18 protein-coding genes are annotated in these 20,673 nt (G+C 63.9%); all 18 read left to right on the top strand.

Annotation, left to right across the window (positions count from 1 at the left end; genetic code table 11):
- Positions 1 to 81 precede the first annotated feature (81 nt).
- The 18 genes from SIN04_RS10035 (at position 82) to ftsZ (ending at position 20,458) form a co-directional block, all read left to right on the top strand.
- A complete protein-coding gene (locus SIN04_RS10035) occupies positions 82 to 249 on the top strand; it encodes a hypothetical protein (RefSeq protein WP_166795896.1) in 168 nt (55 codons plus the stop codon).
- 143 nt (positions 250 to 392) lie between these two features.
- Entirely contained in the window at positions 393 to 722 is a 330-nt protein-coding gene (locus SIN04_RS10030) for a hypothetical protein (protein ID WP_134488803.1), read from the top strand.
- Between the two features lie 599 nt (positions 723 to 1,321).
- The gene (locus SIN04_RS10025) at positions 1,322 to 1,816 is read left to right on the top strand and encodes a division/cell wall cluster transcriptional repressor MraZ (protein WP_134488801.1); all 495 of its coding nucleotides are present in this window, start codon (positions 1,322 to 1,324) and stop codon (positions 1,814 to 1,816) included.
- Positions 1,813 to 2,853 carry a 16S rRNA (cytosine(1402)-N(4))-methyltransferase RsmH gene (rsmH, locus tag SIN04_RS10020; RefSeq protein ID WP_134488799.1) on the top strand — a complete coding sequence of 347 codons (1,041 nt, stop codon included), beginning with the start codon at positions 1,813 to 1,815 and terminating at the stop codon, positions 2,851 to 2,853. Before SIN04_RS10025 ends, rsmH begins: the two co-directional genes overlap by 4 nt.
- 2 nt (positions 2,854 to 2,855) lie before the next feature.
- Positions 2,856 to 3,248 carry a cell division protein FtsL gene (ftsL, locus tag SIN04_RS10015; RefSeq protein ID WP_134488797.1) on the top strand — a complete coding sequence of 131 codons (393 nt, stop codon included), beginning with the start codon at positions 2,856 to 2,858 and terminating at the stop codon, positions 3,246 to 3,248.
- Positions 3,249 to 3,263: 15 nt separating this feature from the next.
- Positions 3,264 to 5,054: a peptidoglycan D,D-transpeptidase FtsI family protein gene (locus tag SIN04_RS10010; protein ID WP_134488795.1), complete on the top strand. Its 1,791-nt coding sequence runs from the start codon at positions 3,264 to 3,266 to the stop codon at positions 5,052 to 5,054.
- A complete protein-coding gene (locus SIN04_RS10005; protein WP_134488793.1) occupies positions 5,054 to 6,523 on the top strand; it encodes a UDP-N-acetylmuramoyl-L-alanyl-D-glutamate--2,6-diaminopimelate ligase in 1,470 nt (489 codons plus the stop codon). The genes SIN04_RS10010 and SIN04_RS10005 overlap by 1 nt, the downstream gene beginning before the upstream one ends.
- A gap of 42 nt (positions 6,524 to 6,565) precedes the next feature.
- The gene (locus SIN04_RS10000; protein ID WP_423136025.1) at positions 6,566 to 8,023 is read left to right on the top strand and encodes a UDP-N-acetylmuramoylalanyl-D-glutamyl-2,6-diaminopimelate--D-alanyl-D-alanine ligase; all 1,458 of its coding nucleotides are present in this window, start codon (positions 6,566 to 6,568) and stop codon (positions 8,021 to 8,023) included.
- Position 8,024: 1 nt separating this feature from the next.
- Complete coding sequence (gene mraY, locus SIN04_RS09995) at positions 8,025 to 9,107, top strand: phospho-N-acetylmuramoyl-pentapeptide-transferase (RefSeq protein WP_134488788.1); 1,083 nt, start codon at positions 8,025 to 8,027, stop codon at positions 9,105 to 9,107.
- A gap of 2 nt (positions 9,108 to 9,109) precedes the next feature.
- A complete protein-coding gene (murD, locus tag SIN04_RS09990; protein ID WP_341264414.1) occupies positions 9,110 to 10,495 on the top strand; it encodes a UDP-N-acetylmuramoyl-L-alanine--D-glutamate ligase in 1,386 nt (461 codons plus the stop codon).
- An 81-nt stretch (positions 10,496 to 10,576) separates the two neighbouring features.
- On the top strand, positions 10,577 to 11,725 hold the full coding sequence (locus SIN04_RS09985; RefSeq protein ID WP_134488786.1) for an FtsW/RodA/SpoVE family cell cycle protein: 1,149 nt from the start codon (positions 10,577 to 10,579) through the stop codon (positions 11,723 to 11,725).
- Positions 11,722 to 12,855 (top strand): undecaprenyldiphospho-muramoylpentapeptide beta-N-acetylglucosaminyltransferase, encoded by a 1,134-nt coding sequence (gene murG / locus SIN04_RS09980; RefSeq protein ID WP_134488784.1) that lies wholly within the window; start codon positions 11,722 to 11,724, stop codon positions 12,853 to 12,855. Before SIN04_RS09985 ends, murG begins: the two co-directional genes overlap by 4 nt.
- On the top strand, positions 12,852 to 14,258 hold the full coding sequence (gene murC, locus SIN04_RS09975; RefSeq protein ID WP_134488782.1) for a UDP-N-acetylmuramate--L-alanine ligase: 1,407 nt from the start codon (positions 12,852 to 12,854) through the stop codon (positions 14,256 to 14,258). The genes murG and murC overlap by 4 nt, the downstream gene beginning before the upstream one ends.
- Before the next feature lie 198 nt (positions 14,259 to 14,456).
- A complete protein-coding gene (gene murB, locus SIN04_RS09970) occupies positions 14,457 to 15,332 on the top strand; it encodes a UDP-N-acetylmuramate dehydrogenase (protein WP_134492415.1) in 876 nt (291 codons plus the stop codon).
- 99 nt (positions 15,333 to 15,431) lie between these two features.
- Complete coding sequence (locus SIN04_RS09965) at positions 15,432 to 16,355, top strand: D-alanine--D-alanine ligase (protein WP_134488780.1); 924 nt, start codon at positions 15,432 to 15,434, stop codon at positions 16,353 to 16,355.
- A 26-nt stretch (positions 16,356 to 16,381) separates the two neighbouring features.
- Positions 16,382 to 17,311: a cell division protein FtsQ/DivIB gene (locus SIN04_RS09960; protein WP_341264413.1), complete on the top strand. Its 930-nt coding sequence runs from the start codon at positions 16,382 to 16,384 to the stop codon at positions 17,309 to 17,311.
- Complete coding sequence (gene ftsA / locus SIN04_RS09955) at positions 17,308 to 18,624, top strand: cell division protein FtsA (protein ID WP_134488777.1); 1,317 nt, start codon at positions 17,308 to 17,310, stop codon at positions 18,622 to 18,624. Before SIN04_RS09960 ends, ftsA begins: the two co-directional genes overlap by 4 nt.
- Before the next feature lie 112 nt (positions 18,625 to 18,736).
- A complete protein-coding gene (gene ftsZ, locus SIN04_RS09950) occupies positions 18,737 to 20,458 on the top strand; it encodes a cell division protein FtsZ (RefSeq protein WP_134488775.1) in 1,722 nt (573 codons plus the stop codon).
- Positions 20,459 to 20,673: the final 215 nt, after the last annotated feature.

Here is a 20,673-nt window from a genome sequence, read left to right as displayed (position 1 = left end):
CTTGGCCTCGGCCCCTTGGCTCATGGAACACATTGCGCCAGCGCTTGTTATCCTGGATGGATACTCATGAGGAAGCCAAAAATGGTCGAAAAAGATAAGACGCCGACGAAAGAACAGCTAAGCAAGGACCAGAAGGACGAAGAGCTCGAACACGAACTGGAAGACTCATTCCCGGCGAGCGATCCGCCCTCAATGACCCAGCCGAATGGCTCGCCTGGCGCGCCAGATCACGACAAAAAGCGGAAATAGGCTCAAGAACGACGCGAGACGTGCTGGAAAAGGATAGTTTACCGGGTTGGGTGGCCTTTGCGCCGAGCTCCTTGCTGCGTTTGCCATGAAGATGCCCCATTTCGCCTGCTCTCATGCGGCTCTTCGGCACGGGAGGATTTGCTGTGACGCGACTTGAACTGGGAGTTCTGACCGCCTTCTTCTTTGGCGTGTCTGCTTGCGCCAGTTTTGCCCAGACTAGCCAACCGGCTGTCAACGCTGATCCATCGATCAGCCCTCCCGCGAAGGCGCATGGCAAGAAGATCCCTCACAAGAAGACAGGCGCAGTTCGGGGCAGTTTGCTGCCAGATTCTGATGAAGCGGACAAGGCGGCTCGCCTGGCCGAGGGGCGGAAAAAGTTCTTTGAGCAGTCGAGCGGCTTCGAAAACGGGAGCACGGATATGCCCCTTTCCATGGGCGGAAATGGGCAGCCCACGATGGGGTTCAAATTCTAATCCGACTTTAGTGGCGGCCCCGCGCATAAAGCGCGGCTTCCGTCGCAAAGGCTCGCGGAAAGAGCCGTTACGGGCGCATATCGAGCGCCGCCGATGCGCGGGAGGCGGTTAGGGCGCCGGCCGGGCACTGCGGTGGGTCCGGCTCCGCCATCAAAGCCTCAAGACGAGGCTGGCAACGCGCCATCGCCTGCATTCACTTTGAGCTTTTGCGTCCCGGTTCCAAACGACCGTCTGAAATAGCGCAAAACCCGATCCGAAAAGCGGCTCCTGACCAGGTTCGCGCTCTCCAAGTTCTTCCTCCGGCTTCGCAGACATGAAATTGGGCGGTTCGTAGCCGCTCGTGAGCCGCAGCCGTTGCGGTGTTCCGTCCTGTTCTGCGCGCCATCCTTTCAAACTGGATCTGTTTTCGTCTGACGCTGGTGCGCGGCCGCGCCTTTTTTGCGCCATTTTGGGCCTTCAGCCCAAGGGAATCGCATTGACCCCCATATGATCCCATGTTATCCCAAATCGTCCCGTTCAAGCGTATGTGCGTCAGCGTTGGATTCGGCCAAGTGCGCCGCGCCCCGATTTAAACAGCAACCCGGTTTCGAGAGGGTGGAGTGGACATATATGTCTCGCACTACACCAATAAACTCGACGCTAAAGGGCGGGTCTCGATCCCGGCGCCGTTTCGCGCGGTGCTGGCGCGCGACGGGTTCGATGGTCTCTACGTTCATCCCTCGCTCGATCAGGAGGCTCTCGATTGCGGCGGCCATGCCCTGTTGAGGGAAATCGATGGACTGCTTTCGGGCTACGCTCCCTATACGGAGGAGCGGGACATGCTTTCGCTCGCGCTCATGGGAGCGAGCGAGATCTTGAAAGTCGATTCGGAAGGGCGGGTGATCCTGACCGAAACCTTAAAGGCCTATGCCGGCATTTCGAACGAAGTCACTTTCGCCGGAATGGGGCACAAGTTTCAGATCTGGGAGTCCGGCCGTTTTCGCGCACGCATGGGGGAGGCCAGAACCCATGCGCGCGATTCCCGAAGACAGCCGAACTCCAGACCCGCAGCGCCGGACGCTCCGCCGCTGCGATCACATGGAGCACGGGAATGAATGCGGGTCGCGGCGATGAGGATCATCTCGCCGCTGGCGGACCGGCCCGGCACATTCCCGTGCTTCGTGATGAAGTTCTGGCGATCGCCGGTCCGCGCGCGGGCGGCCTCTACCTTGACGCCACTTTCGGCGCGGGCGGTTATTCCCGTGGGCTTTTGGCGCCCGCCGGGGCGCGCGTCCTGGCGCTTGATCGCGATCCGCTCGCCGTCAAAGGCGGCGCTTCGCTCGTTGAGGCGGCGGAAGGCCGGCTCACTCTTGTCGAGGCGCGCTTCTCGCAGCTCGCCGACGTCGCGCGGCGGCTCGATTTCTCCGATTTCGACGCCGTCGTTCTCGACATTGGCGTTTCGTCCATGCAGATCGACGACGCCGAGCGGGGTTTTTCCTTTCGCGGCGACGGCCCTCTCGACATGCGCATGCAGCCAACGGGACAGAGCGCCGCCGACATCGTCAATAGCGCCGATGAGGCGACGCTTGCCGATATCCTCTATTATTTCGGCGAGGAGCGCGCCTCGCGCCGCATCGCCCGCGCCATCGTGATGGATCGCGCCAAAGAGCCTTTCGTCTCGACCGCCGCGCTCGCCGGCATGATCGCCCGCGTCGTCCCCGGCAAACCCGGCGACATTCATCCGGCGACGCGCTCCTTTCAGGCGCTGCGCATCGCGGTCAATGACGAACTCGGCGAATTGGTCGCCGCTCTTTCCGCCGCCGAAGGCGTTTTGAAGCCGGGCGGAAAGCTGATCGTCGTCACCTTCCATTCGCTCGAGGACCGCATCGTCAAGCAGTTCTTTGCCGAAAGATCGGGGCGCGGCGAGGCGCCCTCGCGCCGCCTGCCGGGCGAGGCGGCGCCGAAACCGCCGACTTTTCAACTGCCGGGCAAGCAGCCGGTCATCCCATCGGTCGCCGAGGTCGCCGCCAATCCCCGCGCGCGCTCGGCCAAGCTCCGGCATGGCGTGCGGACATCCGCCCCGGCGCGTCCGGTCGACGCCGAGCTCATGGCGCTGGCGCGCTTGCCTCAACGCGCCGTCAAGGGACGCTGATAATGGTGCGAATTCTCAATCTTCTCGCCGTCGTCGCCCTGATCGGCTCAGCGATCTACGCCTATTCGATCAAATATCAGACGATTTTCCATGCCGAGCGCATCGTCAAGCTGAAGCATGAGATCAAGGCCGAGGAAGACCAGATCGCAACGCTGCGTGCGGAGTGGTCGCATCTGACGCGGCCCGAGCGCATCGAGGCGCTCGCCGATAAATTCCTCGACCTGCAGCCGACAGGGCTGCGCCAGATCGTCAGCGCCGACGCGTTGCCGGCCAAGACCGCCAGAGCCGATGGGATCGGCGACAAGCTGGAAGCTCTCGGTCTCGCCGAGCCGACCAACACGCCAGGCGACGCGGCGGCGAGCGCGCCCACGACGCCGTCCACTCCGACCCGATGAAGATTGTAAGTCAAGATGACCGACCGCTTTGATTCACCTGGGAAAGACCGCGCAGGCGCGAAGGCGCAGCGCGCGCATCGGCTGGGAGCGTTTTTCGCAAAGCTGTTTGCCACCGATCTGACGAAAAGCCGGACGCGGATAAAGCTCGTCGCCTGCGTCTTTATCGCGATGAACGGAGTCATCGCCGGCAAGCTGATCTATTTCGGCCTGCACCAGGAGCAATCCATCGGCGCGAAGCGCGGCGGCGATGTGATCGCGGCGGCGCGGCCGGATATTCTTGACCGCAATGGCGAAATTCTCGCAACCGATATCAAGGTGATGTCGGTCTTCGCGGAGCCTCGCCGCATCATCGACAAGGACGAGGCGGTCGAGCTTTTGACCGCCGTGTTGCCGGACGTCGACGCGAATGATCTGCGCAAGCGGCTTGGCACGCGCAAAGGCTTCATCTGGGTGAAGCGGGCGGTTACGCCGAAGCAGCAGCAGGAGGTCTATCGCCTCGGCTTGCCCGGCGTCGGCTTCCTGCCTGAAAACAAGCGCGTCTATCCAAACGGCCCGATCGCCGCGCATGTTCTTGGCTTCGCCAACCTCGACGGCGTCGGCATTTCGGGCCTCGAGAAATATATCGACGGGCAGGGCCTCGCCGATCTGCACGGCGCGGGCTTCAGCCTGACGCCCGAGACTTTGGCGCCGATCACCACCTCACTCGACCTCAAGGCGACCTATGCGGTGCGCGACGAACTGGCCAAAGGCGTCGCCAAATTCAAGGCGAAGTCGGGCGCAGCCGTCATTCTCGACGTCAACACGGGCGAGGTGATCGCGATGGCGTCCTTGCCGGACTATGACCCGAATACGCCGGCCGACGCGCTCGACCCAAATCACATCAACCGCGTCTCCGTCGGGGTCTATGAAATGGGTTCGACCTTCAAGGCGATCTCGATCGCCATGGCGCTCGATCTCGGCAAGGTCAATCTCAACACACGGGTCGATGCGCGCGATTCATTGCGCTATGGCCATTTCACCATTCATGATTTCCACGCCCAGCATCGCATGCTCACCGTGCCGGAGGTGTTCACCTATTCATCGAACATCGGCGCGGCGCGTCTTGCCCTGATGGTCGGCGTCGAAGGCCACAAGGCGTTCTTGCGCAAGATGGGACAATTGACCCGGCTGCACACGGAACTGCCGGAGACCGCCGATCCGCTGGTGCCGAAAAACTGGGGCGAACTCAACACAATGACCATCGCCTTCGGGCAGGGCCTCAACGTTTCCCCGTTGCAGGCGATGATGGCCGTCGGCGCGCTCTCGAATGGCGGCATCCTCGTCAATCCGACCTTCCTCAAACGCAACGCGGAGGACGCGAAGAGGGACGCGCCTCGCGTCGTAAAGCCCGAAACCTCCGAGTCGCTGCGTTATCTGATGCGCCTCAACGCCGAGATCGGCTCCGCGAAAATGGCTAATGTCCAGGGCTATTTCATCGGCGGCAAGACCGGCACGGCCGACAAGATCGTTCACGGCCATTATGCCAAAGACAAGGTGTTTACGACCTTCATGGCGATCATGCCGGCCGACAAGCCAAAATATCTGATTCTGACGCTGATGGATGAGCCGCAGGGCCTGCCGGAAACGGGAGGATACCGCACCGCGGCCTGGAACTCCGGCAGCGTCACCGGCAAGATCATCGAGCGCGTCGGCCCTCTGCTTGGCATTCCGCCGCGCTTCGAGCTTCCGACGCAGCCCTTTCCCCTTCTCGCCAAACTGGGCTATGGGATGGCCAATATCCCCCAGACTGGCGGAAGGGAGCACTGATGCGGCTCGCCGAGCTTCTTCCCGGCGCACCTTTACCTGAAGGCCTGATTGAGCGGGAAGTTGCGGAGATTAGCTGCGACAGCCGTTCGACGGCGCCGGGGGCCGTGTTTTTCGCTATTCCGGGAACGCGCTCCGACGGCCTCGCCTTCGCGCCGCAGGCCATCGCCCGGGGCGCGATCGCGGTTGTCGCGCAGACGCCGATGGCGCGCGAGATCGCCGGCGCGCCAGTGATCGCGGTCGGGGACGTCCGCGCGGCGCTCGCGGAGGCGAGCGCAAGACTGTTTCCGCGCCAGCCAGGGACGATCGTCGCCATCACCGGCACCAGCGGCAAGACCTCGGTCGCAGCTTTCGTGCGTCAGATTTTCGCAGCGCAGGGGTTCGCCGCCGCCTCGCTCGGCACGCTTGGCGTCGTCGCGCCATCCGGCTCCGTCTATGGCGCGCTGACGACGCCGGATGCGATCAGCCTGCACAGGACATTGGACGATCTCACCGGCCGCGGCGTCACGCATCTGGCTCTGGAAGCCTCTTCGCATGGCATCGTCCAGCGCCGGCTCGATGGGGTCCGGCTCAGCGCCGGCGCCTTCACCAATCTGTCCCGCGACCATCTCGACTATCATGCGACGATGGAAGACTATCTGGCCGCCAAGCTGGAGCTTTTTGAGCGCCTGCTGGGGCCGGGGCAGAGCGCGGTCGTCGACGCCGACAGCGAGGTCGCGGAAAAAGTGATCCGGGCCTGCGTGGCGCGCGGCCTCAACGTGCTTTCCACCGGCGTCAAGGGTAATGGCGTGACGCTCTTGTCCGCGCAGCCGGACAGCGTCTCGACCCGGCTCGAGGTCGTCTACGAAGGCCGGCGCTTTATGGTCACGCTTCCGCTCGCAGGCGCGTTCCAGGCCTCGAATGCGCTGGTGGCGGCCGGGCTCTGCATCGCGACGGGCAGTCCCGCGGAGCAGGTTTTCGCGGCGCTGGAGAATCTTGAAGGAGCCCCGGGCCGGCTCGAGCGGGTCGGCGAGCGCAAGGGGGCTCCCGTCTATGTCGATTATGCGCATAAGCCCGATGCGCTCGAAAACGTCTTGCGCACACTGCAGCCTTACGTCAAAGGCAGGCTCGTCGTCGTCTTCGGCTGCGGCGGCGACCGCGACGCCGGAAAACGGCCGATCATGGGCGAAATCGCGGCACGGCTCGCGGACCGGGTCATTGTGACGGACGACAATCCACGCAGCGAGGACGCGGCTTCGATCCGCCGCGCCATTCTGCTGGGCGCGGCCGGCGCGCTCGAACTCTACGAAATCGGCGATCGCGCCAGCGCGATCCGCGAGGCCGTCGCGATGCTGGGCCCTGGCGATGTCCTTCTGATCGCGGGCAAAGGCCATGAAACGGGCCAGATCATAGGCGATGCCACCTTGCCGTTTTCGGATTCCGACTGCGCGCGCGCGGCTTTGAAGGATGCGGCATTGAAGGATTTAGCCTAAGTGAGCGAAGCAGTCAGCCGCGCCGACGCAAATCAGGGTGAGATCAGCGTCAGGGAGCCGGCGGGGATCATCTGGACGAGTCTCGGCCTTGTCACGCCGCTCGGCGCGCGCGTCAGCGGCGGCGTGCCGAAGGGCGGCGCTACCGGAATTTCGATCGATACGCGAACCTTGCAGGCGGGCGAATTGTTCTTCGCCATCCATGGCGCGAACAGCGATGGCCATGACTATGTCGCGCGCGCCTTCGAAAAAGGCGCGCTTGCCGCCGTCGTCGATGAAGCGCACGCCGGCGCGCTGACGGGGCTTGGGCCCCTCTATGTGGTGCGCGACGTGCTCGCCTCGCTGGAGCGTCTCGGCGTCGCCGCCAGAGCGCGCGTAAAGGCGCGGGTCGTCGCGGTCACGGGCTCCGTCGGCAAGACCTCGACCAAGGAGGCGCTGCGGCTGGCTCTGACGCAAGGAGGCGCCGTGCACGCCTCCGTCGCCTCATATAATAATCATTGGGGCGTGCCCTTGACCCTCGCGCGCATGCCGAAAGAGACGCGGTTCGGCGTCTTTGAAATCGGCATGAACCATGCCGGCGAAATCACGCCTTTGAGCGAAATGGCGCGTCCGCATGTTGCGATCATCACGACGGTCGCGCCCGTCCATATCGAGAATTTCGCCAGCGTCGAGGCGATCGCCGACGCCAAGGCCGAGATTTTCGACGGCCTGGAGCCGGGCGGCGTCGCCATTCTTCACCGCGACAATCCTCACTATCAGCGGCTTTACGCCCGCGCCAAGGCTTCGCCCGCCGGGCATGTCGCGAGTTTCGGCGACCATGAGAGCGCCGAGGCGAGACTGATCCGGGTGCGGCTTTTTCCGGATTATTCGATCATCGAGGCGCAGATCTGCGGAAGGCGCCTTCATTATCGCCTCGGCGCGCCAGGGCGCCATCTCGCCATGAACTCGCTCGCCGTATTGCTTGCCGCGAAGGCCTTTGGCGTCGATCTCGACGCCGCCGCGGGCGCGCTGGCGTTTTTTACCGCGCAGCCGGGAAGGGGCCAGAGATTGACCCTTGCCGCCGTCGACGGACCATACGCGCTGATCGACGAGAGCTACAACGCCAATCCGGCTTCGATGCGCGCCGCCTTTGAACTCGCCGGAGCCTTGCCTTTGCCGAGCCCTGGACGGCGCATCGCAGTCCTCGGCGACATGCTGGAGCTTGGCGTCAAAGGCGCGGCGATGCACGCCGAACTCGCCGACGATCTCAGAGCCAATCATATCGATCTTGTTTTTGCTGCGGGGCCCTTGATGAAATCTCTCTACGACGCTTTGCCTGTCTCCATGCAGGGCGCCTGGCGCGAAAGCGCGAGCCTTTTGGAGCCGGAGGTCGCGGCGGCGGTCCGCGCCGGCGACATCGTCGTCGTCAAGGGATCGAACGGCAGCAGGATGAGCGTCATTGTCGGCGCCCTGAAACAGGGCGGCGCCGATGGCGACGCGGCGCAAAACGGGCGGACTTCGTGAAATGCTAACCTGGCTTACCGAGTTTTCACCCCATTTTCAGCCGCTGAATCTTTTTCGCTACATCACCTTCCGTACCGGCGGCGCCACGGCGACCGCGTTGTTTTTTGTCTTCTTCTTCGGTCCGCGCGTCATCGCGGCGCTGCGCATCAAACAAGGCAAGGGGCAGCCGATCCGTCTCGACGGTCCGCAATCGCATCTCCTCACCAAGAAGGGCACGCCGACGATGGGCGGCTTGATGATCCTGTCCGGGCTCATCGTCTCGACCCTGCTCTGGGCAAACCTCCGCAATCATTATGTGTGGGTCGTGCTCTTCGTCATGACCGGCTACGGACTGATCGGATTTTATGACGATTATCTGAAGGTGACGAAGCAGACCGACAAAGGCTTTTCCGGCCGGCTGCGGCTGGCGCTCGAGGTCGGCGTCGCGGTCATCGCCTGCTATGCGATGATGCGCTTCGGCACGCCGCATACGACGGCGCTGGCTTTCCCTTCGATCAATGGCTTCATCATTGATCTTGGCCTGTTCTTTCTTGTCTTCGGGCCTCTCGTCATCGTCGGCGCCGGCAATGCGGTGAACCTCACGGACGGCCTCGACGGGCTGGCGATCGTGCCCGTGATGATCGCCGCCGGAACCTTCGGCATTATCGCCTATCTTGCCGGCAATGCGATCTTTTCGACCTATCTTGGCATTAATTTCGTGCCGGGCGCCGGCGAACTCGCCGTCGTGACGGGGGCGGTCATCGGGGCGGGCTTGGGCTTTCTTTGGTTCAACGCGCCGCCCGCCCAGATTTTCATGGGCGACACTGGATCGCTCGCGCTCGGCGGCCTGCTTGGCGCAATCGCCGTCGCAGTGAAGCATGAGATCGTGCTGGGCATCGTCGGCGGCCTTTTCGTCGTCGAAACGCTGTCGGTCATCGTGCAGGTGATCTCGTTCAAGCTCACCGGCAAGCGCGTGTTCAAGATGGCGCCGATCCATCATCATTTCGAACAGATGGGCTGGTCGGAGCCGCAGGTCGTCGTGCGCTTCTGGATCATCGCCTTCGTGCTGGCGCTGATCGGACTCTCGACGCTGAAGCTGAGGTGATCATGACGCCGGTCACCGCATTCAAGGGTAAATCCGTCGCCGTCTTCGGGTTGGGCGGCTCGGGCTTTGTCACGGCGCAAGCTCTGGTCGCAGGCGGAGCGCGCGTAAATGTTTGGGACGACAATGAACACGCGCGTGAAAAAGCGCGCGCCGCCGGTCTCAGAATCGAGAATCTGGCCGGCGCCGACTGGAGCGCCTTCGAAGCCCTCATTCTTTCTCCCGGCGTTCCCCTGACGCATCCGGCGCCGCACTGGACCGTCGTCAAGGCGAAGGAGGCGGGGATTGAGGTCATCGGCGACATCGAACTCTTCTGCCGCGAGCGCCGAAAAATCGCGCCCGGCGCGCCTTTTGTCGCGATCACCGGCACCAATGGAAAATCGACGACGACGGCGCTGGTCGCGCATCTTTTTTCGAGCTTTGGCTTTTCCGTCGAAATCGGCGGCAATATCGGCACGCCCATTCTGGCGCTGGCGCCGCCCGACAAGTCGCGCGTCCATGTGATCGAATGCTCGTCCTACCAGATCGATCTTGCGCCTTCTCTCGATCCTTCAGTCGGCATTTTGCTGAATGTCACGCCCGATCATCTCGATCGGCATGGGACGATGGAGAATTACGCGGCGATCAAGGCGCGCCTGGTCACCGGCGCCGATCACGCCGTCATCGGCGTCGACGATGAATTCACCCGCGCCATCGCGGCCAGATTGCGCGAGCCCGGACGCGAGATCACGCTGGTTTCGGCGGCGGGCCAGAAACTCGACGAGGGCATCATCTACGAAGGCGGCCGCCTTTTTCGCCGCGAAGGGGGGCGTTCCGATCTCATCGCCGATCTTGCAGGCGTCGCATCGCTTCGCGGCGCGCATAATGGCCAGAACGCCGCCGTCGCGATCGCCGCCCTGGGGGCCCTGGGGCGCGATCATGCGCGCGTCGCCGCTGGACTCGCCTCGTTTCCCGGCCTCGCCCATCGCCTCGAAGAAGTCGGGCGGCTGGGCAAAGTGCTGTTCGTCAATGATTCCAAGGCAACCAACGCCGACGCCGCGGAAAAGGCGCTGCTCTCCTTCGACGAGATCTTCTGGATTCTTGGCGGCCGCGCCAAGCAGGGCGGCATCGAGCCGCTGCGGCCATTGTTCGGCCGCATCGTCAAAGCCTATTTGATCGGCGAGGCGAGCGAGGCTTTCGCGCAGACGATCAGCGGCGCTTTTCCTGTCGAGTTTTGCGACACGCTGGAGAATGCGGTCCCGATGGCGGCCGAGGACGCGAGGGCCAGCGCGCTCGAAAGTCCCGTGGTCCTGCTGTCGCCGGCCTGCGCCTCTTTCGATCAATTTCCCGATTTTGAAAAAAGGGGCGACCGTTTCCGCGCGCTTGCGAAGGCTTTGATGGACAAGCCATAGCGCGAAGAAGGAAAGGTTAACCAAAAGCGTACAAAATCGCTCCGAATCGAGAGTCGGGGCGAATAATCGGGGATCGGCACTATGGCGTCGCGCGCGGAACGATCGGCTTTAGCCAACTGGTGGTGGACCATCGACCGCTGGATGCTCGCCGCCATCGCGGCCCTGATCGTTCTCGGCCTCGTCCTTACCATGGCGGGGAGCCCGCCCGTGGCCGAGCGTCTTGGCTTGCCGACCTTCCATTTCGTGCACCGTCAGGCGCTCGCCATGATCCCGACGATCGTGGTGCTGCTGCTGAGTTCGTTTCTGACGCCGAGGCAGGTGCGCCGCGCCGCGTTGATCATTTTTATCGTGGCGATGGCGCTCATCGTCGCGGCGCTGCTGTTTGGCCATGAGGTCAAGGGCTCCCGCCGCTGGATCTTCGGCATTCAGCCGTCCGAATTCCTAAAGCCCGCTTTCGTCATTCTCGCCGCCTGGGCCTTCGCGGAAGGCGGCAAACGCAAGGACGTGCCAGGCAATCTGATCGCTCTCATGTTGCTTCCGCTGACCATCATTCCATTGATTTTACAGCCGGACTTTGGTCAGACGCTGCTCATCTCGATTGTCTGGTCGGCGCTTTTCTTTATGGCTGGCCTGCATTGGTTCTGGGTCGTCGGCATTGGCGGCGCGGGCTTCGGCGGCGTCCTGCTCGCCTATAAATTCGTGCCCCATGTGCGCGTGCGCGTGCTGAAATTCCTTGATCCCGCCGCCGGCGGGGGCATCGTCGACACGTTTCAGGTCGACACCGCGCTCGACAGCTTTCTGTCCGGCGGATGGTTCGGGAAGGGGCCGGGCGAGGGCACGGTCAAGCGCATCCTCCCCGACGCCCATACTGATTTCATCTTCGCGGTGACGGGGGAGGAATTCGGCATCGCCGCCTGCCTTTTCATCGTCGCCCTCTTTGCCTTCATCGTGTTGCGCGGGCTCGTCATGGCGGATCGCAACGAGGATCCGTTCTGCCGCCTCGCCGCCGCCGGCCTCGTCATGATGTTCGGCATCCAGAGCGCCATCAACATGGCGGTCAATCTGCATCTGATGCCGGCGAAAGGCATGACGCTGCCCTTCATCTCCTATGGCGGCTCTTCGCTCGTCTCATTGGCGCTCGGCATCGGATTTCTCATCGCGGTGACGCGCAAGCGGCCGGGGTCGCGCATGTTCGCCAGCGCAGGGGCGCAGGACGAGCGTTACGCATGAGCGAGCAAGGCACGAAGTTTGAGCGCCCCATTCTTCTGGCGGCGGGTGGCACGGGCGGCCATCTCTTCCCGGCCGAAGCGTTGAGCAACGCCCTGTCCGCGCGCGGCTACGCCATTGAACTCTTCACTGACTCGCGTGCGGAAAAATATGGCGGGGCTTTTCCGGCGCGGGCGATTCACATTGTCAGCTCGGCCTCCCCGCGTAGCGCCAGCCTGTTGTCGCGCGCCTCGGCGGCCCTCGCACTGGCGCGGGGAACCTTCGAGGCGCGCCGCCTCATCAAGCGCATTCGCCCGCTCGCGCTCGTCGGTTTTGGCGGCTATCCGAGCGTGCCGCCAGTGCTCGCGGCGACGCAACTCGGCGTGCCGACGGTTCTGCATGAAGGCAACGCCGTCATCGGCAAGGCCAATCTGTTTCTGAGCCCTCGCGTTGACGCCATCGCCAAGGGGTTCGAGACTCTGAAGGGCGTCAGCGCGGCGATCGCGGCGAAAGCCCATCTGACGGGCGACCCGGTGCGGCCAATGGTGATCGAGGCGGCGAAAATCCCGTTTCCGGATTTTGCCGGGGGCAAGCTGCGGCTGCTCGTCACCGGCGGCTCGCAGGGCGCGCGGATCATGTCGGACGTGGTTCCGGGCGCGATCGAGCTTCTGCCGGAAGAGGCGCGCAAAATGCTCATTCTCGTGCAGCAGGCGCGCCCTGAAGATGAAGAGCGCGTCCGCGCCGTCTACCGGCGACTTGGCGTCGAGGCCGAGGTCAAATCGTTTTTTTCCGATCTGCCGCGCCGGATCGCGGCGTCCCATCTCGTCATCGCGCGCGCCGGGGCCTCGACCGTCTCAGAACTCGCCGTCATCGGACGCCCGGCCATCCTCGTGCCGTTGCCGCATGCGCTGGATCAGGATCAGGCCGCCAATGCGGAGCAGTTTGCCTTGAGCGGCGCCGCATTGGTCGTCGCGCAGAGCGCATTTTCGCCGCAATGGCTCGCCAATGCCATAAGCTCGGCGCAAAACGACGCCGAGGGCCTCGCAAGGCGCGCCGCGGCGGCCAAAGGATCGGGGATCGCCGACGCCGCCGACCGGCTCGCCGACCTTGTCCTGCGGGTGGCGGCTGACACGGAGAATAAAACCAGGCGATGAAACTTCCGCACGAATTAGGCCCCATCCATTTCATCGGCATCGGCGGCATCGGCATGTCCGGGATCGCCGAGGTATTGCTTAACCTTGGCTATTCTGTGCAGGGCTCCGACGCCAACGAGAACGCGAATGTCCTGCGTCTGCGCAAGAAAGGGGCGATCGTCCACATCGGTCATCGTGCGGAAAATCTCGGCGACGCCGAAGTCGTCGTCGTTTCGACCGCGATCAAGCGGGATAATCCAGAACTCGGAAGCGCCCGTGAAAAGCGGCTGCCGGTCGTGCGCCGCGCCGAAATGCTCGCCGAACTGATGCGCCTCAAGCAATGCGTCGCGATTGCCGGGACGCATGGCAAAACGACGACGACTTCGCTCGTCGCGACATTATTGGAGGCCGGAGGGTTCGATCCGACCGTCATCAACGGCGGCATCATCAACGCCTATGGCACCAATTCGCGGCTTGGGGCCGGCGACTGGATGGTCGTCGAGGCCGACGAGAGCGACGGCACCTTCCTCAAATTGCCGGCCGACGTCGCGGTGATCACCAATATCGACCCGGAGCATCTCGATCATTTCGGCACATTCGACGCCATCAAGAAGGCGTTCCGCGCGTTTGTCGAAAACGTCCCCTTTTATGGTTTCGCGGTGATGTGCCTCGATCATCCGACGGTACAGGAGCTCGTCGGTCAGATCGAGGACCGGCGCGTCATCACCTATGGCGAGAACCCGCACGCCGACGTGCGGCTTGTCGATATTGATCTTTCCGGCGGCATTTCGCGCTTCAGCGCGCTCATTCGCGACCGCAAGACGGGCCGTGAGATGACGATTGAAAAGATTTTGATGCCCATGCCCGGCCATCATAATGCGTTGAACGCCACCGCCGCGATCGCGGTCGCGCATCAGCTCGGCATGAGCGCGGACCAGATTCGCGGGGCGCTCGCGGGCTTTGGCGGAGTCAAACGGCGTTTTACCCGCACCGGCGAGTGGAAGGGCGCGATCGTTTTCGATGATTACGCGCATCATCCTGTCGAAATAGCCGCCGTGCTGAAGGCCGCCCGCGCATCGACCAAAGGGCGCGTCATCGCCGTCGTGCAGCCCCATCGCTACACGCGTCTGCATTCGCTGTTCAACGAATTTGCGAGCTGCTTCAACGACGCCGACGCGGTGATCGTGGCGGATGTCTATCCCGCGGGCGAATCGCCGATCGAGGGCGCCGACCGCGACAGCCTCGTCGCGGCGATCAGGGCGCGCGGGCACCGCCAGACGCTGCCGTTGCAAAATCCCGGCGAACTCGCGGGCATGATTCGCCAGCTTGCCAACCCCGGCGATTACATCGTTCTGCTCGGCGCCGGCAACATCACGCAATGGGCCTATGCCCTGCCGGGCGAACTCGCGGCGAAGGCGGCGTGACGCCCGCTTGTCGCTTCGCGCCATCGTCATGGCCCTTAAGCCCTCAGCCTGAGAAGGGTCTCAAAGACGCGCCTTTAGCCAGGAGGGCGGGCCGCTTCATGGTGAGCGGCTGCGCGCCTCAAGACGGACTTTGATATCGTGCTTCAGAAGCCGCATTCCGCGCCGTTTCCCGACCTCATTGCGGATCTGCGCGAAGCCATGCCTGATCTGCGCGGCGCCCTTTCGGCCAATGCGCCGCTCGGGGCGCTGACCTGGTTTCGGACCGGCGGCGCCGCGCAGGTTCTTTTCGAGCCCCAGGACGAGGCGGATCTTTCCTATTTCCTTCAGCGGCTCGACCCCGCGCGGAGCGTGCTCTTTCTGGGCGCCGGCTCCAATCTTCTGGTTCGCGACGGCGGCATCGAGGGCGTCGTGATCCGTCTTGGCCGCCCGTTCGAGACGATCACGATCGAGGGGACTTCGATCAAGGCTGGCGCCGGCGCGCGGGACATGAAGCTCGCTTTGTCCGCCGCCAGGGCCGGCGTCGCGGGACTGAGTTTTCTGCGCGGCATTCCGGGCTCGATCGGGGGCGCCCTGCGCATGAACGCGGGGGCCTATGGCGCCGAGATCAAGGATTGCCTCGTTTCCTGCCGCGGCGTTGATCGTGGCGGACGCATCCATACCTTCAGCAATGCCGACATGGGTTTTTCCTATCGCCATAGCGGCGTAGATCAGGGCGTGATCTTCACTGAGGCGACGTTTGCGGGCGTTGCGGGCGAGGCGGAAGCGATCATGGCCCAAATGAACGACATCTCGCAGCAGCGCACCAAAACGCAGCCGGTCAATACGCGCACCGGTGGCTCGACGTTCAAGAATCCGCCCGGGCGCAAGGCCTGGGAGCTGATCGACGCCGCGGGCTGCCGGGGCCTTGCGATCGGGGACGCGCAGGTCTCCGAACTGCACTGCAATTTTTTGATCAATCACGATTCAGCCAGCGCGGCTGATCTGGAGGCTCTTGGCGAAGAGGTGCGCGCAAGAGTGCTCAAAACGAGCGGCGTTACGCTCGAATGGGAGATTTTGAGGGTTGGGACCGCTTGAGCGGCCGATCCGAAAGCTTGCGCAGCAAGCGTCCCGAAGGACGAGGGACGCGCGTTAAAATTTCCGCCGCCTTCCATACAATTCAACTGGATTATTGCCATGACCAAACATGTCGCCGTGCTGATGGGCGGGCTGTCCGCCGAGCGTGAGGTTTCGTTGCGCTCCGGCGAGGCATGCGCGAAGGCTCTTGAGGCCGAAGGGTTCAACGTCACGCGGCTCGATGTTGACAGGCAGATCGGCGAAAGGCTCGCGGCGCTGAGGCCCGATGTCGCCTTCAACGCTCTGCATGGTCGTTACGGCGAGGATGGCGTCATCCAGGGCATTCTCGAAATGCTCGCCATTCCCTATACTCATTCGGGCGTTCTCGCCTCGGCGCTCGCCATGCGAAAGGATCGCGCCCGGGACGTGCTGCGCGCCGCCGGCGTTCCTGTCGCAAAGGGCCTGACCGTCGATCGTCTTGAGGCGGCCAAGCGCCACGTCCTGCCGCCGCCCTATGTGGTGAAGCCGCTCAGCGAAGGCTCCTCCTTCGGCGTCATCATCGTGCGGGCCGATCAGGCGCATCCGCCGCAGGAGTTAACGCGCGCCGACTGGTCCTACGGCGAGAAACTGCTGATTGAGAGCTTTGTCGCCGGACGCGAACTGACCTGCGCGGTCATTGGCGACAAAGCCTATGGCGTCGTCGAAATCCGGGCGGCCGACGGCGGCTGGTATGATTATGACGCAAAATACGCCCCCGGCGGCTCCATCCACATCCTTCCGGCAAATCTTAAAGAATTTGTTTACCAAAATGTACAAGAGTTAGCTCTTGTGGCGCACAGGGCGCTCGGCTGTCGTGGGGTAAGCCGGACCGACTTCCGTTACGACGATTCTCCTGGGGGAACAGGGGAACTCGTCGTGCTCGAGGTCAACAGCCAGCCCGGAATGACCGAGACCTCCCTCGTGCCCGAGATCGCCGCTTTTGCCGGCATGTCTTTTGGTGAGCTTGTTCGATGGATGGTCGAAGACGCTTCCTGCGATCGTTAAAAGAATCGCAGACCGGATTTGCGCAGATGGCCCTCGCCATGCCGGCGCTCGCCGGCGGAGCCTTGAGCCGCCGCGCGCCGGAGGCGCCGCGGCTGAAGGCGCGCGCGCGCGCAAGACGCTCGAGGATCGGCGTTCATCATCGCATCATTGAACGGCTGAGCCAGCCGGGCGCAACCTTCTGCTTCATCGCCACGCTGTTTCTCGCTACCGGCGTCTATGGCGCCATAAAAGGCGGCGAGTATGACGCGATGGTCGCCGCCGATGGCGAGCCCGCCGACATTCTCGCCAAGGCGCTGGGTTTCAACATCAAGGCCGTGACGATCGCCGGTCAGAGCGAGATGACGGAGGCTGAAATTCTCTCCGTCTCCGGAATCGGGCCGCGAAATTCGCTCCCGTTTCTCGATGTCGCGGAGGTTCGCGAGCGGCTGCAAAAGGTGCCTCTCATCAAGGAGGTCAGCGTCACCAAGCTCTATCCCAATCGCCTCCTGATCGAGGTCGAGGAGCGTCAGGCGTCGGCTCTCTGGCAAAAGGATGGCGTGGTGAAGGTCGTCGCCGCCGACGGCATGACGATCGACGCCATGCGCGACCGGCGTTTCGTCAAGCTTCCGCTCATTGTCGGCGACGGCGCCAATATGAGACTTGGCGAATATCTGGCGTTGCTCGAGGCCGCCGGAGATCTGCGCGAAGAGATCCGCGCGGGAGTGTTCGTATCCGGCAGACGCTGGAATTTGAAAACGACCGATGGCGTCGACATCCTCCTGCCGGAGATCAACCCGCAGCAGGCGATCGCAACGCTCGTCAGACTGCAGCGCGAATCGCACATTCTCGACAAGGCGGTGCTGTCGATCGATCTGCGCGAGCCGGATCGCCTGGTCGCGCGGATGACGGACGAGGCCGCGGCCGAGCGCGCCGAACACGATCCGCATAAACCGAAGCCGAAAGGCGGTCAGATATGAACTCCGGCGTCATGCCGCCGCGTCTGCGACCCCTGTCGGAGCGCAGAAGCGCGATTCTTTCGGTCCTCGACATTGGAACGTCGAAGATCGTCTGCCTGATCGCACGGCTCAATCCGAGCGGAACATCCGAGTCTCTGCGCGGACGCACGCATCGCTGCCGCATTCTTGGCATCGGCCATCAGCGCTCGCGCGGCATCAAAGGCGGCGCGGTCGTCGATATGGACGCGGTCGAAGAAGCGATCAGGCTCGCCGTCGACGCCGCCGAGCGCATGGCCGGGGTCGAGGTCGAAAGCGTCATCATCAACGCGACGGGCGGCCGGCTCGGCTCGCAATTGTTCGACGCCAAGGTCGCGATCGGCGGCCGCGCCGTCGGGCAGGCCGACATCCATCGCGTCCTGGAGGCGTGCACGGCGCGCGGCGGCCGCGACGGCCGCGCTGTGCTGCATTCCCTGCCGATCGGCTTTTCGATCGGGGAAACCCGCCGCATCGAAGATCCAAGAGGCATGATCGGCGACGAACTTGGCGCCGACATGCATGTTTTGAGCTGCGACGCGGCGGCGGCGCGCAATCTGATGCTGGCGGTCGAGCGCAGCCATCTGCGCGTCGACGCCATGGTCGCGACGCCCTATGCGGCGGGGCTTTCAACGCTTGCCGACGATGAAGCCGAACTCGGCGTCGCTCTCATCGACATGGGCGCCGGCACCACCTCGGTCAGCGTCTTTTCCGGCGGCAATCTGACCTATGTCGACGGCTTCGCGCTCGGCGGCAATCATGTCACGACCGACATTGCGCGCGGCCTCAGCATCAGGCTCGCCGACGCCGAACGGCTGAAGACCCTTTATGGCGCGTGCCTGCCCTCGGCCTCGGACGAGCGCGAGACCATCGCCGTCGTCCAGGTTGGCGAGGACGGCGAGCATCCCGCTCACTTGCCCAAGGCCAATCTGATCTCGATCATCAAGCCGCGCGCCGAAGAAATCCTCGAACTCGTGCGCGACCGGCTGAAAGCCGCGGGCTTTCCGGCCCATGCCGGACGCCGGCTCGTTCTGACCGGCGGCGCAAGCCAGCTCACCGGCATGCCCGAGGCGGCGAAGCGCATCATTTCGGGTCAGGTCCGCCTCGGCCGTCCACTCGGCGCCCAGGGGCTTCCGGAATCGGCGAAGAGTCCGGCCTTCTCGGCGGCGGTCGGCCTCCTCGTCTACCCGCAAGTGAGCGGCAATGAACATTTCAGGCCCTCGCGCGGCGCCAATGCGCCAGCGCCCGAGGCGGACGGATACATCGGCCGGGTTGGCCGGTGGCTGAAGAGTAGTTTCTAATCAAATTCTGGGCTAAGCAGGAAAGGTGGCGGCCTTTCCTGTTTCGTCAAATGAAGCAGAAAATCAATCCTGGGCGACCTTGACCGGCGCTCCAACGTCGAGAGGCCAGACGATGACGATCAATCTCAAAGCACCCGAGCTCAGGGAACTCAAGCCACGCATCATGGTGTGCGGCGTCGGCGGGGCCGGCGGCAACGCCGTCAATAACATGATCGTTTCGGGACTGATCGGGGTCGACTTCATCGTCGCCAATACCGACGCCCAGGCGCTCACCGCCTCGCGCGCCGAGCGCATCATCCAGATGGGTCTCCAGGTGACCGAAGGCCTCGGCGCTGGATCGCAACCCGAAGTCGGCCGCGCCGCCGCCGAAGAGGCGATCGAGGAAATCCGCGACCATCTGACCGGCGCCCATATGTGCTTCGTCACCGCCGGCATGGGCGGCGGCACGGGCACGGGCGCGGCGCCGGTCATCGCGCGGGCCGCCAGAGACATGGGCATATTGACGGTCGGCGTCGTCACCAAGCCGTTTCAGTTCGAAGGCTCGCGTCGCATGCGCGTCGCCGAGGCCGGCATCAACGAGCTGCAAAAAGCCGTCGACACGCTCATTATCATCCCGAACCAGAACCTGTTCCGCATCGCCACCGAAAAGACGACTTTCGCCGACGCCTTCGCTATGGCCGATCAGGTGCTTTACTCGGGCGTCGCCTGCATCACCGATCTGATGGTGAAAGAAGGCCTGATCAACCTCGACTTCGCGGACGTTCGCGCCATCATGCGCGAGATGGGCAAAGCCATGATGGGCACCGGCGAGGCCTCGGGCGACCGCCGCGCCATTCTCGCGGCCGAAGCCGCGATCGCCAATCCGCTGCTCGACGAAGTGTCGATGAAGGGCGCGCGCGGCCTCCTCATCTCCATCACCGGCGGCAACGACCTGACGCTCTATGAGGTCGACGAAGCGGCGGGCCGCATTCGTCAGGAGGTCGACGAAGACGCCAACATCATCCTCGGCGCCACCTTCGATTCGAGCCTTGACGGCATCGTCCGTGTTTCCGTCGTTGCGACGGGCATTGATCAGCCGGCGGGCTCCTATGAGCTGAACGCCGCCGAAAGCCGCATTACCGAGGTCGCCAATCGTCTGCGCGCGCAGACCGCGGCGCGTCCGATCGAGACGGCGCCGCAGCCGGTCTTCGAAGCGGCCGCGCCGGAGTCTTACGCTCCGCCCGCCCGGCAGGCCTATGAGGAGCGCGTCCCCCACGCCCCGGCGCAGCAGCAATATGCTGCGCCTCATCCCGGCAAGCAGGGGGTCTACATTGAAGAGTCGGCGCCGCCGCAGCATCGCTACGCCGAGCCCACGCCGCAGCAGGCCCATGCGGTCGATCATTTCGAGCCGGGTCCGTTCATCCCCGGCGCGCCCGATTCGCCGGTCGTCCGGCCCCAAAGGATGCCACAGATCGACGATCTGCCTCTGCCCGCGCAAAATCAGATCCGCGCCCATCGCGGAGAGCCGCCGCTGCAGGCCCATCCCGAGGCAAAGCGCCGTTCGCTGCTGGAGCGCCTCGCGTCTTTCGGCGCGGGCAAGCATGAAGAAGGCGCGCACCCGGCCGCGCATGAACGCCCCGCGCCGCAGCAGGCGCGCCCGCAGGCGCCCTCTCCGGCGCAGCAGCGCCCGCAGCTGCCAAATCCGGTCCATGCCGAATATGGCAAGCGCCCGCAGCAGCCGGCGCCCCAGCGCGCCCCGCAGCCGCAGCTCGACCCGCATGGCAGGGTCGCCTATCAATCGCGTGAGGAGGATCAGCTCGAAATTCCCGCCTTTTTGCGCCGTCAGTCGAGCTGAAGCGCGGCAAAACGAACGACGGCTTGGCCAGTCGGCGCTCTGGCCGGCCGGCCGAGGCGTCGAAACATGACTTAAGCGCGGCGGAACGCCTGAAATTATGCCATAAAACAAGAAGATGGCGCTGAGATCAGGCGACGCTCCGCAGCCTTATCTGATCGTCCCCTTCAAAGTCGCGCTCGAAAATGTGAACGGACAGGCGGGGCGAGCTTTCGGCG

It is taken from the genome of Methylocella tundrae, assembly GCF_038024855.1.
GTDB lineage: Bacteria > Pseudomonadota > Alphaproteobacteria > Rhizobiales > Beijerinckiaceae > Methylocapsa > Methylocapsa tundrae.
Note: the sequence above shows the minus strand (reverse complement) of the source record. Positions and strands in the feature narration are given on the sequence as shown.

Excerpts from the sequence above, each read along its gene's own strand:
- SIN04_RS10035 (WP_166795896.1), top strand. The coding sequence starts at position 82 with ATGGTCGAAAAAGATAAGACGCCGACGAAAGAACAGCTAAGCAAGGAC.
- rsmH (WP_134488799.1), top strand. The coding sequence starts at position 1,813 with ATGAATGCGGGTCGCGGCGATGAGGATCATCTCGCCGCTGGCGGACCG.
- ftsL (WP_134488797.1), top strand. The coding sequence starts at position 2,856 with ATGGTGCGAATTCTCAATCTTCTCGCCGTCGTCGCCCTGATCGGCTCA.
- SIN04_RS10010 (WP_134488795.1), top strand. The coding sequence starts at position 3,264 with ATGACCGACCGCTTTGATTCACCTGGGAAAGACCGCGCAGGCGCGAAG.
- SIN04_RS10005 (WP_134488793.1), top strand. The coding sequence starts at position 5,054 with ATGCGGCTCGCCGAGCTTCTTCCCGGCGCACCTTTACCTGAAGGCCTG.
- mraY (WP_134488788.1), top strand. The coding sequence starts at position 8,025 with ATGCTAACCTGGCTTACCGAGTTTTCACCCCATTTTCAGCCGCTGAAT.
- murD (WP_341264414.1), top strand. The coding sequence starts at position 9,110 with ATGACGCCGGTCACCGCATTCAAGGGTAAATCCGTCGCCGTCTTCGGG.
- SIN04_RS09985 (WP_134488786.1), top strand. The coding sequence starts at position 10,577 with ATGGCGTCGCGCGCGGAACGATCGGCTTTAGCCAACTGGTGGTGGACC.
- murG (WP_134488784.1), top strand. The coding sequence starts at position 11,722 with ATGAGCGAGCAAGGCACGAAGTTTGAGCGCCCCATTCTTCTGGCGGCG.
- murC (WP_134488782.1), top strand. The coding sequence starts at position 12,852 with ATGAAACTTCCGCACGAATTAGGCCCCATCCATTTCATCGGCATCGGC.
- murB (WP_134492415.1), top strand. The coding sequence starts at position 14,457 with ATGCCTGATCTGCGCGGCGCCCTTTCGGCCAATGCGCCGCTCGGGGCG.
- SIN04_RS09965 (WP_134488780.1), top strand. The coding sequence starts at position 15,432 with ATGACCAAACATGTCGCCGTGCTGATGGGCGGGCTGTCCGCCGAGCGT.
- SIN04_RS09960 (WP_341264413.1), top strand. The coding sequence starts at position 16,382 with ATGGCCCTCGCCATGCCGGCGCTCGCCGGCGGAGCCTTGAGCCGCCGC.
- ftsA (WP_134488777.1), top strand. The coding sequence starts at position 17,308 with ATGAACTCCGGCGTCATGCCGCCGCGTCTGCGACCCCTGTCGGAGCGC.
- ftsZ (WP_134488775.1), top strand. The coding sequence starts at position 18,737 with ATGACGATCAATCTCAAAGCACCCGAGCTCAGGGAACTCAAGCCACGC.